The following is a 14,307-nucleotide window of genomic DNA, read 5'->3' on the forward strand; positions in this document are numbered from 1 at the left end:
ATCGAATCTACCTCGCGATTTTCGCACGGTCCAACTGACGAGGCACTATGTCGGTTTGTTGTGCAACCTCTGGTCGATTGACTGAATCTTTTTAATTGCACTTTGATACTTCGTTGGATGATTGCCTGTGAATTCATCTTTCATAGGCATCCATCGATAGTAGTAACACGAACATTCTGGACGACTTCCAATAAATTGCAGCCCGCTCTCCGTCAGTCAAGGCGAGCGATTGCGCCACTGCTCGCCAGGGTACCTCACTTCGCAAGTGTCGTTTCTTCGGACATAGGCTCCAAACGGGTTTGCCCTGCCTGGTCGGAAATCAGTCGTGTTCGCTTCATACGCTTTTGCGACTCGTGCATCGCGTCGAAATTAGGTAACGACGACCAGTCCATGTAGTTCCCGATCACATAGAACCGTTGTTGCGCGCGCGTGGCCGCTACGTTGAGCAGATTTGGCTTACTCGCGGCCCAGCGCCGGCTGCCATTACCGGCTTCGCCTGGCGATGAGCCTAGCACGAAGAACACAATGGAGGCCTCCTTGCCCTGAAACGTATGCACGGTGCCGGCGTCAATTTTCACTTTCAATTTCTTCAACCGGGATTCCAGGTTGCCACTGGAAATGAGCTTTTTGCTTGCTTTGGCAACGCTGCGAAATGGAGAAATAATGTAAACGGATGCTGCCTGACTGTCGCCGCTCTTGCTAATGACCTGAGGCCATTTGCTCAGGAAGTGGACCAGGATTTTTTCCAGTGCTTTCATCTCCTCCGCCACCACCTTGTCATTCGCTGGCCCCTGAACGTCGATCCAGCAGCTCTCGAAGAGGTCTGGGTCAATCCCTTTACTCCCCGTAGCCTGGACCATCTGGTTGTCGTAGGCGATCAGGTTCGCGATGTCAAACATCGGACTCATGCATCGTCGATGCGTACGAAGCGGCATTCCAGTCCAGGTGTCGCCGACCTTCGCGCCGAGCCGCATCGTCCGGTCGGACAGCGTTTGCACCGAATGTAGAGACGGGGACCAGTGGTCAACGGTGGCATCGTCCAGTTGATTGCTGCGACCAAGCCGCTCCACAAGAGCCTTGGGCACAGTCATGACCGGCTCGATCTGCAGCGGGTCCCCCACCACTACCGCACGGCGTGTCCTCCACAGGGCACCAGCTACGGACGCAGGCGTCGCTTGTCCCGCCTCGTCTATCAGCAGCCATCCAAGGCTGCCCGCTTCCAAGCCCCGGAAGAGCCTGCCGAAAGAGGCAAGAGTGGTTGAGATTACTGGGACGACAAAAAAAAGTGATCGCCAGATGGTCAAAAGATCCTCTTGCGTTCGGACGCTCGATTGCCCGGTCAGTACACCCCGAACAGAAAGAAAGGTCCTGAACCACGTGGCAGCGTTGACCATCAGCGCTGCTTCATGCAGATGCAGCGCTGCAAGGAATAGTTCCGAACGCGCATGATCTAATTCACGGGAGACCCACAGGCTGCTGATGTGCTGCACAGACACTGGCTGAGCAAGAAAATCCGGATCCGGCAATAGCGGTTCACGCTTATGGGGAACTGATGAGGTTGAACGCGTCGAGTGATCTCCGCTGTGCAGGACATGCAATCGATCCCGCAACATAGCTTCCCGGGCATCCAGGCTCTCCAAGTTGCGAGTCAACGCCTGAATGCGTTGACTCTTATCAGCCATGTGCGTGCCGTATTCCTTTTTCGCGGCATCGGAAGCCATCGCACGTTGGGCTAGTCGTTGCTGAATCCCATGCCGTTCGTTTTCGATAGTCTGCAGATCCTGCTGGGCAGCGTCGAGCGAATTCCGTGCATCACGCACCAAGGTTTGCCAGTCTGCATACCCCTTCGTTTTCACGCCCAGCATTTTGTTAAGCATGCGGGCCATCCAACCGGGATCTTCATCTGTTCGCACATCGTGGAGCTTTTCGCGCAAGCGCTCACACCGGGAGACGTGCTCACTATGTCGGACCGCCATAGCTTGTAGCTCCGCTTGGTCCGCCGCATCATCGAAGGCTCTCGTGGCAAGACGAGCAGATTCAGCACCCTGTAACGCGATGTGTTCGCGCTGCTGACTGGCCAGTTGATCCTGCAGCAACCGCCGCTTGGCCGGAAGTGCTGGCAGTTCGTCCAGTGCTTCGCGAATGGCAAGAAGGTCATTTTTCATGACTTCGACGGCAGCGAGGCGCTGATCGAATATTCGTTTGGACTCGTTCCATCGATCACGCCAGGAAACTGACCGGGCAGTTGGAGATCCAGACTCGGAAGCCTTGCTGAGACCAGCCGACGAGCCGGCCCAACCGGCCGAGGCTGCAGCACGGTTACTCTTCGCGAGATCCAGCCAAGGCTTCAACGAAGTCGGTTCATCCGGATCCGGATGTGTTTTGGGATCGTCGAGTTTGTACGCTGGCTCGTAGCCGAATACTGCATTCAGGAGTTTCTCGCGGTTGGACTTCGATCCCATTGCACCAGAGAGCAGCCCCCAAGGGGTACCGTCCAATTCGAAGGCTTTGGCAACGTTGGCGGCAACAGCCGGCAGATACGCCGCGTCCGAGAAGGTGGAGTAATCGCACGAGAACGGCAACTCGAAACTGATGTTCTGGACGGCTGCATTGTTGCTACTGGCCACGACGATCTCGGTGCCGGCAACAATTTTGTCGTTGATGGCCGGTAAATCGTATGTTTTGTCTCTACTGCTGACCTGGAGCGTTCTCGCTCCAAACAGATCCTCCGGGTCTTTGAGTGAACTTAACCGCTTGGCTCTTTCAACGATCACATCGGCAATCACGTCCTTCAGGAGCGTGGTCTTGCCCGTTCCGGGGGGGCCGTTCACGGCCATGAGGCCGTAGGAGCGGTCACCTGCTTCCTGGCCTATGCAGTGCCGGATCTGGTAGACAGCAGCTTGCTGCGCAAGGGCCAGGTGTTCGTGGGGAGGAGCAGGCCATCGGCCGGCAGGCAAGAGGTCTGGACTCACACATCGGGCTAGTGCCCCCGGATCGGCAAGCAGATCGGTTCGCTCTTCGGTTAAGGTTTCGGGTCCGAGGTATTGCGCAAGAGGCGGGCTGAACGTCGAAGGGTCGCCATGGGTCAGCGTTGTCAGATCGTCCAGGTAGAAAGAATTCAGAAAGGTCGCGGCTTGCTCGGGAGACGGGTAGAGAGTCCCGTCTTTGCGCTGAAAGATTGGGATGCTCTCGATCACAATCAGGGCTCCAGGCCCTTCCATGCTATCCGTTGACAGAGGTTTTCCGGCGAACAGTTCATGGACGTGCGTCCATTCGTCCAGCAGATCGTCCCATGCGAGTGCCGTTTTCGTTTCGCGCTCCTCCATGCGCTGGTCAAACCGTACGGAACGACTCGCCAGTTCGTCGGAGGTTTCGTCCAGTGAGCGCGCTGTCCGTAGCAGTTCCACGCCGACGGTGAAACTGGCCGCAGTGTACGTTTTAGACAACGGCGCACCGGAACCGCCAACGATGAACGCTGCCATCCACCCGTTGCCGGAGATGGGCTGAACCAGTTCGTGCTCCTCGAACTCCAGCTTGAGGATCGAGAGGATGGATTCCACGAACCGGTGCTTCTCCCCGACTCCGAGATAAACCGCATGAGCATAGGTCATCAGCCGCCCTTGTTCCGGCTTCTGACCTTCAGGCGGGGGCGGCACTCGAAAGCGATCCTGCTCCCATGGAAGAGGCGAAGGATATTGCCTGCCATGCCGCGTTGCATGGTTGGCCGAAGTGGGAAAGCGCTGTATGACGGACTCATCTGGATGCTCGACCGGGTCGAAGGCCGGTTTTGCATCATCGGTATCCTCGTCCACATCGTCGTCGCTGGGCGAAGTATCGTCGACGCCCTTGTTTTTCGGGGCGTCCGGAATGTTGAAGATCTCCACATCCCGCCAGAAACGAAGCACGTCGATCATGAGGTTCACCAAAAATAGGGCTGAACCAGAAGGTTACAACACCGTGATGGAATTGCGAGGGGAGGCCGGCAGTAATACTGTGAAACGCGAGGGATAGCTACTAAATGTATGGCTTCCCGCACAATCGATGGCAATCATTGATTGAACCCCAATTTATGCGATACAACTATATATGGCGTCACCGTTGCGATTTACTTCTATATGTAGTAGTTTTAAGGAAGGTTTACGAAACCTCCCTTTGCAAATCTTTTTACGAGTTCTGGTTATGAGCACCAAGAAAGATAGCAACAACCTGTACGTCGAACGTCGTCCTCAGGGAGACTACGCCGTCCGGAAGCCGGACTCCGACAGAGCTAGCGCTGTCGCACCGACCCAAGGGCAGGCAATTGATCGTGCGAAGCAATTGAACCCAGATGCCGCAATCCATATCGAACGGGTTCGGAATACAAACGGCGGCCACCCGGACAAGTGGCGAAAGGGATAACTCACAACTGCGCAAGCAAACTCCCCCGCCACCGCGGCACCACGCTAATGTTGGCAGGCAGTCATCAAAGGGGACGGGGCTTTCCTGCTTCAAAGCCTGCAGCAGCCGACAGATAATCCAAAATATGGCAATCGCCGGATTTGACAAACACCAGTTCGGGACGCGCCTGAACGAGGTTCTTTTCGCCTCCCAGCCCATACAAAGTGTTGAGCATCTATTTGGTCGTCAGCAGGAACTCGATCGGATAGAGAAGGCGCTCTTCGCCTCCGGGCGACACATTTTTATTTATGGGGACCGTGGTGTTGGCAAATCGTCCTTGGCTGCGACCGCTGCGAACCAGTATCAGAGCGCCGACTCCGAGTACATCGACATAGGATGCAGCCCCGACGCTACCCTGAAGAGCATTGTCGCAAATATCGCCTATCGCGCCATCCACGCCAGTCGTCTCCGAAAAACGAAGCACAACGCTTCCATGGGTATTGAGTTGCGCTTTCTAAAGGCAGCCGTCGTAAGCGAAACAACTCAGGCAAATCTCCACGAGGAGATCGTCTCGCTCGCGGATGCAGTCGATGTGCTGAGGGAGGCTGCGAGCCTGCACTCGGAACGCCCTATTGCCGTACTGGATGAGTTTGACCGCATTTCCGACGTCAACGAACGTGCAGCCTTCGCTGATCTCATCAAGCAGATGGGCGACAAGAAGGTGCCCCTGAAGCTAATTTTCACGGGCGTGGGAAAGTCTTTGGACGAACTGTTGGGCGCCCATCAGTCTGCGATACGCCAGCTGGAGGGTATAGAACTTCCCAAGCTCAGTTGGGACGCGCGTTGGGACATCGTCCTGGCGGCCGCCGGCGCCTTCGGCATCAGCGTCGACAAGGAGATCTATATCCGTATCGCGGCAGTTTGCGATGGATATCCCTATTATGCTCACTTCATCACCGAGAAGATGCTTTGGAGCGCATTCGATGATTCTGACCTTGTCTCGGAAATCAAATGGGAGCATTACCATACAGGGCTCCGGGATGCCATCGAGAGTATCAGTGCCGAACTGAAGCGCCCCTATCAGGAAGCGGTCAACAAGCGCAGCGGTGAATACGAGGAAGTACTGTGGGCGACGGCTGATTCGGAATATCTGGAACGCTTCATGAAGCAGATGTACAGTTCGTATGAGTACATCATGAAACAGCGACGCAGTAGCCTGACACTGAATTACGACAAATTCTGTGCGCGAATACGGAAGCTTCGCGACACGAGTTACGGCGCCATTCTGATCAACGACCCCTCGAACCCTGGCCTCTATGCGTACCGCGAGAAGATGTTACGGGGCTATGTCCGCATGCAGGCGGAAGCCCACGGGATCGAACTGGCCGGCGAGAAAATCGACCAAACCGTAAGACAAACAATGCGCGTACCGTCAAGCGCCAGCCGCGGGTACTATACGTCGAAGCCACCGCCCGGTATCCACTGGGAAAGAGAGCGTCGCAACGGAAACGACCAGGAAGACACCTAAGCGCACAAAGGAGCCGTGGCAGAATGTCCGTGATAATTTTTGCCTGGAGCAGCGTTCATGGCGCTTCCGCGTGACCTTACATCGACGGTTGAGCGTGACATCGAGTCGCTAATCGAGGGTCAGGCCGTCGAAGGAACAAATCTCGATTTCAAACGTGACATTCCGGGTCGCAATAACGAGGCAAGACACGAGTTTGTCGCCGACGTGTCTGCCTTCGCCAACGCGTCGGGTGGTGATCTTGTCTACGGGATAGAAGAGGACGGCGAAGGTCGAGCGCAAGCGATCCGACCAGTCATCGGCAACGCAGACGAAGAGGCTAGGCGCTTGCAGGACATGCTGTTAAACGGTGTGCAGCCACGAATCCCCGGAGCACAGATCCAGACAGTGCCAGTGGCCGGAGGCTTCGTCGCGATAGTTCGCGTGCCCCAGAGCTGGGCGGGCCCTCATCGCGTAAGTACCAATCAGCATTTTTTTATCCGGGAAAACGGTCGTAAGCGACAGCTAGACGTTCCTGAAATTCGTGGACTTTTTCTTCGGTCGGATCGGCAAGCTCAACAGATACGTGACTTCCGCACTGAGCGATTGGGAGCGATTCTCGCGGGCGATGGGCCGCATCGCCTCGTACCTGGAGCACGACTTGTCGGCCATTTCATTCCAACGCAATCAGCACTCGGCACAGTAAACGTTGATCCGATCCAGTATATGGAGGATCGGGCGCTCCCCATCTTGAGCCGCACGATTCCGAATGCGAGGGTGAATGCTGATGGAGCGCTCGTGGTGCGCAATCCCCAACCGGCTGGCACTTACGGCTATTCACTGCTCTTCCGGAATGGTTTCTTTGAGACCGTAAAAGTGCTCGAGTATGCCGAGAACGCACGCGCGCAACTGGGCAGCCTAGCCTATGAAGAAGAGTTCATTGCGCTGCTCACTCGTTTGCGTGCCGAGTACCAATATCTGGGAGTGGGCCTCGAAATGACCTGCATGGTCTCAATACTCAATGCGGATCATGTCGAACTCGGCATCAATCGTTTTGACTTCAACCTTGACGATCATCAGGGCTTCTTCGACCGACGGACTCTTGTGCTCCCTGACATTCTCCTACCAGCAGAGCAGTTACCCGAGCAAGCTTTGAAACCCGCTTTCGATCTCGTTTGGCAATCTGCCGGGCTTGCCCGGTCATTCAATTACACACCTGATGGAATCTGGGCACCGCGTCGCCGCTAACAACCACAATTGCCCCCTTACTCACCTGCACCCTTGCGGATATCAGCAAGGGCGGCCTGCACGATTTGGCGCCACGGTCGTTGAATTGTTTCTATACCACTCTCAATCGCTGCAATGGCCGAGCGTCCGTTCGGAGATCGAGCGATGACTCTGAGGATGCGGGTGGCATCACCGGCCCGCGCGGCAGCCAAGGCGATATCCGTCGGAAGCCATTCTGAACTGGAAAAGCTGCTTGCTAGTTCCCGACGAGCAATCCTGCATCGGTCCCAGTCCAGGAAAGGGAACATCAGTGAAAGGAAGTCAGGAATATGCTCTTGCTGCAGCCCCCTATACACCACGGGAAAAGCAACGGCGATCAGTGCCGATGCCGGCTGGCGGCGCTCGCGCATGGCGAACGGCAAGAGCGTAGCGGCCGTCTGAGCAAAGCCGAGAGCATTTCGTTCACCTGCATCCCATAGCAAACGTCCAGCAGCACTCGCTCCCTCGTAGGTTAGGTCGAAGACATTCCTTCCGATGATACCTTCAGCGATTGCTTCCGGAACCTTGACGAAGTTAGCCCTCGCGGTAGGCGAAGCCCCCTCAAAGAGAATAAGGTTCCGGCTGGCGATACCGGGCGGTACTTTAGAAGATAGACCGGTCCGGATGGCCCTTACCCCATCCAGACTATTGCCCGCTGTATCGAGAAAAAATCGCACAGCGGCCTCCCGCGAGGCCCCAATCCCGTGATCAAGGAATGCATATAGGCTGCGAGCTGCAATTTCACTTGCGAGCTGACGCTTCAAGTGCGGAAGAATTTGCAGCAAAAAGGTCACGCCCTCTTCCGTCACCAACGGTACGTTTTCGGCGATCCTTGCCAAAGATCCCACGGCAGCGTCGTCAATATCGCCGATTGCAGATCGAGCTTGTGACAGCAGCCCAGAATCCGAAAACAGGCGGATCAGGGCGTGAGTGGGCGCGTTGTCGATTAGCTTCAACAGGAGCCAACGGCGACGCTCGTTGCTGATGACAGGCTGCGAGACCAGCCACCGAACATCTTCCGCGGTCGGCTCGATGAGACTTTCCAGCATTGCGTCACTCGCCGGGGACGGTTTCAGCGAAGCAACGTAGTCTCGCACGAAAGGCACGGAATCAGTACGCCGAGCTTCCTCCACGAGGACATCATTAAGGCCCTCTGATCGCAAGCCAATGGCATCATCCAGCCGCTCGACCTGAGCGATAAGCTCCGCTTCACTCATGCCGGATACGAGAATTCGGAACACGCTAACGTGCCGTTCGCTAATGATATGCCGCAGAAAACGTCGCTGCGCACTTGCCACTATGTCCGCCCCCCCTTCCTCAAGACCCGCCATTATCCGTGCATCAAGGCCGACGCCCTCGCGGAAAATTTCTTCCGCGAGAGGCGGACTGGCGATCATGAGCCTTATCAGATCAGTCGGCTCAAGCTCGGCAAGCATCTGAACAATGTCGTCCGTTTCGGCTCCTGCCAACCCATCCCCAAGAGCCCCCACAAGCAGCTCCTGACCGCTTTTGGCAAGCATCGTCGGAACAACGCTGATGGCGTCTTTAGGCTGCCGGCGAGCAAGAGATATCGCCGATGACCTTATCGATTTGGCAACGGACAAGCGAAGCTTGGAATCTCCAACCTTACCGGCCAGAGTTTGCAGAAAACCCCATGCATCTCTTGGAAGCATCGTGGATACCGCTGTCGCAGCTGCCGAAGAAAGAGCCGGCCCCAAGCTGCTCACAAGATAGGCATTTTTGGCGGCTCTTGTATTGGCAATGTCAAGCAACCCCAGCGCGGCGAGTGGCTCAGCAGTCACTTTCGTATGCAACTCGTCCCAAAGGAGAGAAACACGCAGCGCATCCTCACTCCCCCGCTCATCTCCAGCCATCTCCCCCAAGACATCGAGTCCGCGAAGTGACGGATTTTGCATGCGGAAAACTCGCTCGACGATAGGCGTCGACCAGCGATGACGAGCTGCAGATGTTCGGCGCCCGTCGATGCGACGCCCGTTCCAGCCAGAGAACCGCGACCTCGCTTCGACAGGGGCAAATACAAGATCGAAACTCTTCCTTGCTATGGTTCGAGGCGAATTGCAGAAAGTTGACAAGGTGAAATTGCGACGATACGACGGCCAGATAGCAGTGAGCAATCGGAGAGCAATGATCTCAGGCATCTCCGCTCCGAAGACCGCAACGGGCATCCGCTCTTCCAGGAACAGTGCCTCCAGAAGTTCAGTGCCCACCCCTTCGACAGGCGAGAGTCGCTTGACCAACGGCTGAAGAACGGAGATTGTTTCAGTTGCTCCCCCTGGCCCGCCTGCGGAAGCCGCTTCAGCAAGTGCCGCAGGCTCATCCAAGGTCATCCAGTCCTGCATCGGAATCAGCAGGGATCTCGTTCGCACACAACCGGCGCGTGGCGCATTGAGATCCTGCCACGTCCGGGCAACCACGTAATGAGAACCGCTCGGTAACGGATAGCAGGTGAGGTAAGGGAAAAAGCGCTCGCCAGGCCCCAAGGGACCTGCCACGTCGGATAGTCTGTCCAGCAGGTCCTGATCGTGCGCAGGCAGGCGCACAGACGTGGACAGGAGCTCATGCCCGTGCCGGTACCCGTGTAGTTGCTGCTCGATGGCGGTCACGAACAGTACCTCAATCCCCGAGAGCCCAGGCGATGGGAAGCGTCACGTCAGGGTCCTCGATCATTGCACCATCTCTCATGACAGCGGTATAACCCACTTCGGACAGGTCGCGCCCCTTCAGTGATTCCCGAAATTCCAGCTTCCCTCTCAGGTCTCCGCCGACAATCGACATCCCGAACAGCTCAATGTCCAGACGGCCGGGCGTTTGAAGTCGGCCCGCGAAAAGAGGGAATTCTTTCCCGAGATATTGCATCGGTCCAGCCTTCTTCGCGTCGTCATCGAGCATATCCCACGCTGTCACCACTACCGCCACTCTCGGCCTGGAGCCGTCAGGCCGATCGGACAGCAACAATTCCAAGTACCGTAGCAGCTCGCAGAAGCCGACCTGCGCTGGCAACGTCGGCGTTTTTGGCTGTGCATGAGTGTGAGCTGCAGACTGATCCTGCCCGGCCTCTGCTACGCCAACGACTTGCCCTGCAGTTGCAACCAACGGCTGTGCGACGGCTATCGCCCCCGGGGCAATGTTTTCCTCGTCCTCGTCTTCATAGTCATCGTCAAGCTCATCGTCCATCGCTCCTGCGTGCATCTGCAAAATGTCGCGCGCAGTCACCCAGTCCATCGGCTGCGCGTTCAGCCTGGTGTGGGCTCGAAGAAAAAGAATCGCTGAAGACGAGCCTTTGAACTCATCGATCCATTCCTGGGGCAGTTCGTAGGTTTCCACCGCCCGCCTCCACAGCTCGCCCGTGATATCTGGCACGGAGATCTTCCTAGGTGCGCCGGCTCCGCCGTGTCCGCGAACCTCGACCTCGAAGTCGTGACGCCCATCTTCCATGTTTCGCTCGGACCTAGGCGCGAACTTGAGCGCCATTAAATGACGGACCGCATCGTTGACGTAGTGGATGTTCGTGGGCAGACGGTCAGCACGCAGTGCTCCCTTCCTTGCCTGGAAGGCAAGCCAGAGTCTGGCGATATAGTTGGTCTTGCCAGAACCCGGTCCACCGACCAACATCACCGAACCAGAATTCATTTCCGCCCCCTGTATGCCACCAACGCACGATCGTACTGGCCAGCTTCAGTCACCGGCCAGAACGCCTGAGCCCGTGTGGGCGGGCAGATGGACCGTTCGACCAGCTTCGCGACACCATCGCCCGGAGGCACAGTGTCGTTCCAGGAGAAGGATGCGATCGGCGCAACCTCGATTTCGAAACCAAGGCCAGCCGCAATTTCAGAGAGTCGTGCGATTTCCGTCGCGGGGAAAACGCCTGCATCTTGCCATGTCGGCACGAGCAGTATGCGCGGTCTCTGCTCTCCGAGAAGGTCCGCCAGCCGCTCAATGAGAAGGCTAGCCCTGTATCGCGCATAGGCGACGGTCTCGCCGTGTGCGAACTGCCGGCCGTCGACCATGAACCAGATCGCGCTTGCTGACTTCAAAAACTCCAGACGAGCGACGTTGTTGAGATCGATGAGTTCTTTCGACCACTCGCCAGGCAGATCAGGCAAAAGAAGGTCGAAAAGCCTTCCATCGCGGTTGCGCCTCAAGCGCAGGTGCAAAAAACCCGCTTGCCGATCGTCTGAGAGCGTCGTATGCGCGGTAATCTGCTCCGGCGGGTTGCCCTTGACCCACGTCCGGCTTCCGCGCGCGATCTCTTCGAACGCTCTTAGCGTCACGCTATCCGCAAAGCTGAATCCATCGAATTCGCCTTTTGCCAGCAACAGGTAAGCGCTGACAAGACACGCCGTCTTGCCCGCTCCGGGCAAACCGACGATACCGATCATGCACGTCTGCCGTGCCTCCATCATGGCGTTCGCTTCGTCGAGGTCCAGCGTTCTACTGGGCGGTAGCGTCGGGAGTTCTGTCGGTGCATCGAGAACTGCACCGCCTACGTCGAGAAGCCGAGTAACGTCCGTCGACGGTTTGTCGACATCCAGGCCCGACTGCTCGCGCCCATCTTCGCCGTCCGCGAGCGCTCCTTCCATCAATAACGGGCGGTACTCGCACTCGTCGGGCGGATTGCCTCGGACACACTGCTTTGTCAGGTTGTAGGTGCAGTTCGCGTCGTTGCAGGACCCTCGCGTCATGTCGTTCCGCCCAGTTTATCTTCGAGGCGGACGATGGCTCCCTCCAGCAAAGCACGGGCACCCCAGTCCCGGGCATCAAGTGACACCGCGGACTCACGCAGCTTCGCGTCGGCGGGCAACGCGCTGATCAGCGGAAAGACGGATGGATACGCTGTCGCCCACGTGCCGGCAAAGCCTTGTGCAAGTTGCGCCTTATCTTCACCGAGCTTCTCGACGAGTCCCGCGAGGGCGAGCAATTCAGACTCGCCGATCTGCCGAAGGACAACATGGCGATGCCCATCACTCGGCAATCGGCGAAGCTTCGATGCCCCCTCCATACCGACCGCGATCGCCCGGCTGAACACCGCTTTCTTACCGAGCGGGCAATCGAATAGCTCACTATGGTCGCCGAGTGCCCACCATAGAAAGTCGATTTCTTCGCGGTCGAGCTCGGCATTGTCCTTGAGCGCCTTGATGACGGGTTCCGTCGCTCGCTTGTACGCGGTTTGCGCTCTTGGGCCGGCCGGCTCTGCTTCAGGAATCGTTAGCTTGCCAACGTCGGGCACGTCATGCCGTGCCCTTGCCTGCCTCGAGACCGCGCTTACGCGGTGACGGCAGGCATCCAGAAGATCGGTGCGCAAGACTTCAACGGGCGCGCGATCTATCGGATTTTGCAGTGCGAGACCTGACCACAATGCCGCCGCCATTGCGTCGGGAGCTGCCCAGCCATTGCCATTGACGGCGGCATTGCGCGCCAGATCGAGGGCGGCGACGGCGGCGCAAACGATGCCTTGCTGTTCGTGTCCGGACATCTGGAACGCCGGACTTTCATCGCTGATTGCCTTCTCGATGGTCTTCGACAAATCCGGCGGAATCTTGCCCCCAGCCAGTGCATCGACCAGCGCAGCGGCCACCTCTATCGCCTTGCGCGAGTCGAGTGCGCCAAATTGCGCGCGCAAATTCTCGACGGACTTGTTACGTGCCGCGACGTCCCCATCAGTCGGTTCCGCCCAGAAAATCCGGGCATATTTCGCCATTATGCTCACTGTGTGTCTCCACGCTTTTTTGCCTCGGCTAAATCGAGTAGCGCCTCAATTGCCCGAGCTTTCCCTTGCTTGATTAACATCCTGAACAACCGACGTTCCATCGAATGGTCGAGTCGCCCTTTGAGGTCGCCCGGAATAGCCCCGAGGTTTACGAGCGCCTTCAACCTCTCGCCTTCCGGCAGCTCCTGGAAGAACCGGAGCTGGAGCAGGCGCTGGTCAAGCGTAGCGGACTGCTCGATTGCAGGCGCTTGTGCCGCTGAGTCGGACGCAGCGAACGTCGAGTCAGTCTGCGACGCAGCCGCAGGCGCAATATCGACAGGTTTGACCTCTGGTGCCTCGTGAGAAACTGCCCGATCCACGGGCGGTGCGACGGCTGGCAGCGGAGCACGGTGGAAGTTCGGCGAACCAAGCACCTGCCGCTCGGCCCTTCCGTCAAGGAAGACATCGTCGCGCCTGAACCGGGTCAGCCCGTCATCCCACGTACGCGGATTGATCGTCACCGCGAGGGCGTCGGCGTCCTCATCCCATTCGAAAACGAGAATGTTGTACTTGTACGTGTAGCCCTCGGCAAGATAATCCGGATTCGTCGCGCCAGCAGCCAGAAGCAGCAAATCGCGCCCAGCTTCCACTGAATCGACCTGCAGCTTCGGAAAGTGCTCATGCCCGGATATCAGGACGCGCGCCCGATTGCGAAGATAGTTGCGAGCCGTGGCGGAATCCTGAAACCAGTTCAGGGGGTGGTGAACGAGAACGATAATCTCCACCCCGTCCTCCTGCGGCAGGACTCGTTGCCGCTTGCCGAGGATCAACGTTCCTTCAGCATCGTTGCGCGAACAAATCAGAGCCGAGTTCAGGCGCACAAATTTGATGCTTCGGCCCTCCGCGAGCTCAAGGCGCCCCCCACTGGACATCTGCCCGTTGAGATCAAGCTCGCACTCGTAGTCCAACGCGAAGTCGCGGTACGCCTCGAACCTGCCGTACAGGAAATCGCAACCCTCATCGCTGTCCAGAAGGGGGTCGAGGATTGCATCCCCCTTCTCTCGGACCTGCGCGAGGACGCATTCAATCGGGACTGAAATCTTGTCCCTGTCCATGTCGTGATTCCCCGGCACCATCTGTACCTTGACCCGCTCACAGCCAATTGCGTCGGCCAGTTCGCCGAGCCACGCTCCAGCGTTTCGGTATTCGTGTTCTTTTCCGGAATACGCGATGTCGCCGGTCACAATCACGCCCGAAGCCTTGCCACCGAGCTTCGCGACTTCCTCGCGCGCGTCCTCGATCAACCGCTGTTTTGCGTCCTCGTTTACAACCACGTCGCCGCCGTTCTTCTCCTGACCGAAGTGGATATCAGAAAGGTGAACAAAAATCGCTTTCAAACTGCCCCCGATCGCCTCGTTGCCCGATAAATCATATCAAAAACGAACGGCGGAAT

At 57.5% G+C, this 14,307-nt stretch carries 9 protein-coding genes; 3 read left to right on the plus strand and 6 right to left on the minus strand.

Going from position 1 to position 14,307, the window contains the following annotated elements; genetic code table 11:
* Nucleotides 1-254 precede the first annotated feature (254 nt).
* Nucleotides 255-3,914 carry a DEAD/DEAH box helicase gene (locus BLV92_RS19455; RefSeq protein ID WP_090547944.1) on the minus strand — a complete coding sequence of 1,220 codons (3,660 nt, stop codon included), beginning with the start codon at nucleotides 3,912-3,914 and terminating at the stop codon, nucleotides 255-257.
* A 265-nt stretch (nucleotides 3,915-4,179) separates the two neighbouring features.
* Here BLV92_RS19455 and BLV92_RS19460 point away from each other — a divergent pair, with 265 nt between their 5' ends.
* From BLV92_RS19460 to BLV92_RS19470, 3 genes are all read left to right on the plus strand, one after another.
* Nucleotides 4,180-4,398, plus strand: coding sequence for a DUF2188 domain-containing protein (locus BLV92_RS19460; protein WP_090547946.1), 219 nt, complete (start codon nucleotides 4,180-4,182; stop codon nucleotides 4,396-4,398).
* A gap of 124 nt (nucleotides 4,399-4,522) precedes the next feature.
* The gene (locus tag BLV92_RS19465; RefSeq protein WP_090547948.1) at nucleotides 4,523-5,905 is read left to right on the plus strand and encodes an AAA family ATPase; all 1,383 of its coding nucleotides are present in this window, start codon (nucleotides 4,523-4,525) and stop codon (nucleotides 5,903-5,905) included.
* Nucleotides 5,906-5,962: 57 nt separating this feature from the next.
* On the plus strand, nucleotides 5,963-7,129 hold the full coding sequence (locus tag BLV92_RS19470; protein ID WP_090547950.1) for an AlbA family DNA-binding domain-containing protein: 1,167 nt from the start codon (nucleotides 5,963-5,965) through the stop codon (nucleotides 7,127-7,129).
* Between the two features lie 17 nt (nucleotides 7,130-7,146).
* Here the strand turns inward: BLV92_RS19470 and BLV92_RS31670 are convergent, their stop codons facing one another.
* Genes BLV92_RS31670 through BLV92_RS19495 form a run of 5 tightly spaced genes read right to left on the minus strand, consistent with a single transcriptional unit; the run spans nucleotide 7,147 to nucleotide 14,251 of the window.
* Complete coding sequence (locus BLV92_RS31670) at nucleotides 7,147-9,771, minus strand: GAP1-N1 domain-containing protein (protein ID WP_143040702.1); 2,625 nt, start codon at nucleotides 9,769-9,771, stop codon at nucleotides 7,147-7,149.
* A 10-nt stretch (nucleotides 9,772-9,781) separates the two neighbouring features.
* Nucleotides 9,782-10,798 carry a TRAFAC clade GTPase domain-containing protein gene (locus BLV92_RS19480; RefSeq protein WP_090729956.1) on the minus strand — a complete coding sequence of 339 codons (1,017 nt, stop codon included), beginning with the start codon at nucleotides 10,796-10,798 and terminating at the stop codon, nucleotides 9,782-9,784.
* Entirely contained in the window at nucleotides 10,795-11,850 is a 1,056-nt protein-coding gene (locus BLV92_RS19485; protein ID WP_090547956.1) for a TRAFAC clade GTPase domain-containing protein, read from the minus strand. Before BLV92_RS19485 ends, BLV92_RS19480 begins: the two co-directional genes overlap by 4 nt.
* The gene (locus BLV92_RS19490) at nucleotides 11,847-12,866 is read right to left on the minus strand and encodes a GTPase-associated system all-helical protein GASH (RefSeq protein ID WP_143040703.1); all 1,020 of its coding nucleotides are present in this window, start codon (nucleotides 12,864-12,866) and stop codon (nucleotides 11,847-11,849) included. Before BLV92_RS19490 ends, BLV92_RS19485 begins: the two co-directional genes overlap by 4 nt.
* A gap of 5 nt (nucleotides 12,867-12,871) precedes the next feature.
* Nucleotides 12,872-14,251, minus strand: coding sequence for a metallophosphoesterase (locus tag BLV92_RS19495; RefSeq protein WP_167627121.1), 1,380 nt, complete (start codon nucleotides 14,249-14,251; stop codon nucleotides 12,872-12,874).
* Nucleotides 14,252-14,307: the final 56 nt, after the last annotated feature.

The sequence above is a fragment of the Paraburkholderia caballeronis genome, assembly GCF_900104845.1.
Lineage (GTDB): Bacteria > Pseudomonadota > Gammaproteobacteria > Burkholderiales > Burkholderiaceae > Paraburkholderia > Paraburkholderia caballeronis.

What these genes read in the sequence shown, in the direction of transcription:
- BLV92_RS19490 (WP_143040703.1), bottom strand. Translation starts at nt 12,866, where the DNA reads ATGGCGAAATATGCCCGGATTTTCTGGGCGGAACCGACTGATGGGGAC.
- BLV92_RS19465 (WP_090547948.1), top strand. Translation starts at nt 4,523, where the DNA reads ATGGCAATCGCCGGATTTGACAAACACCAGTTCGGGACGCGCCTGAAC.
- BLV92_RS19460 (WP_090547946.1), top strand. Translation starts at nt 4,180, where the DNA reads ATGAGCACCAAGAAAGATAGCAACAACCTGTACGTCGAACGTCGTCCT.
- BLV92_RS19470 (WP_090547950.1), top strand. Translation starts at nt 5,963, where the DNA reads ATGGCGCTTCCGCGTGACCTTACATCGACGGTTGAGCGTGACATCGAG.
- BLV92_RS19485 (WP_090547956.1), bottom strand. Translation starts at nt 11,850, where the DNA reads ATGACGCGAGGGTCCTGCAACGACGCGAACTGCACCTACAACCTGACA.
- BLV92_RS19480 (WP_090729956.1), bottom strand. Translation starts at nt 10,798, where the DNA reads ATGAATTCTGGTTCGGTGATGTTGGTCGGTGGACCGGGTTCTGGCAAG.
- BLV92_RS19455 (WP_090547944.1), bottom strand. Translation starts at nt 3,914, where the DNA reads ATGATCGACGTGCTTCGTTTCTGGCGGGATGTGGAGATCTTCAACATT.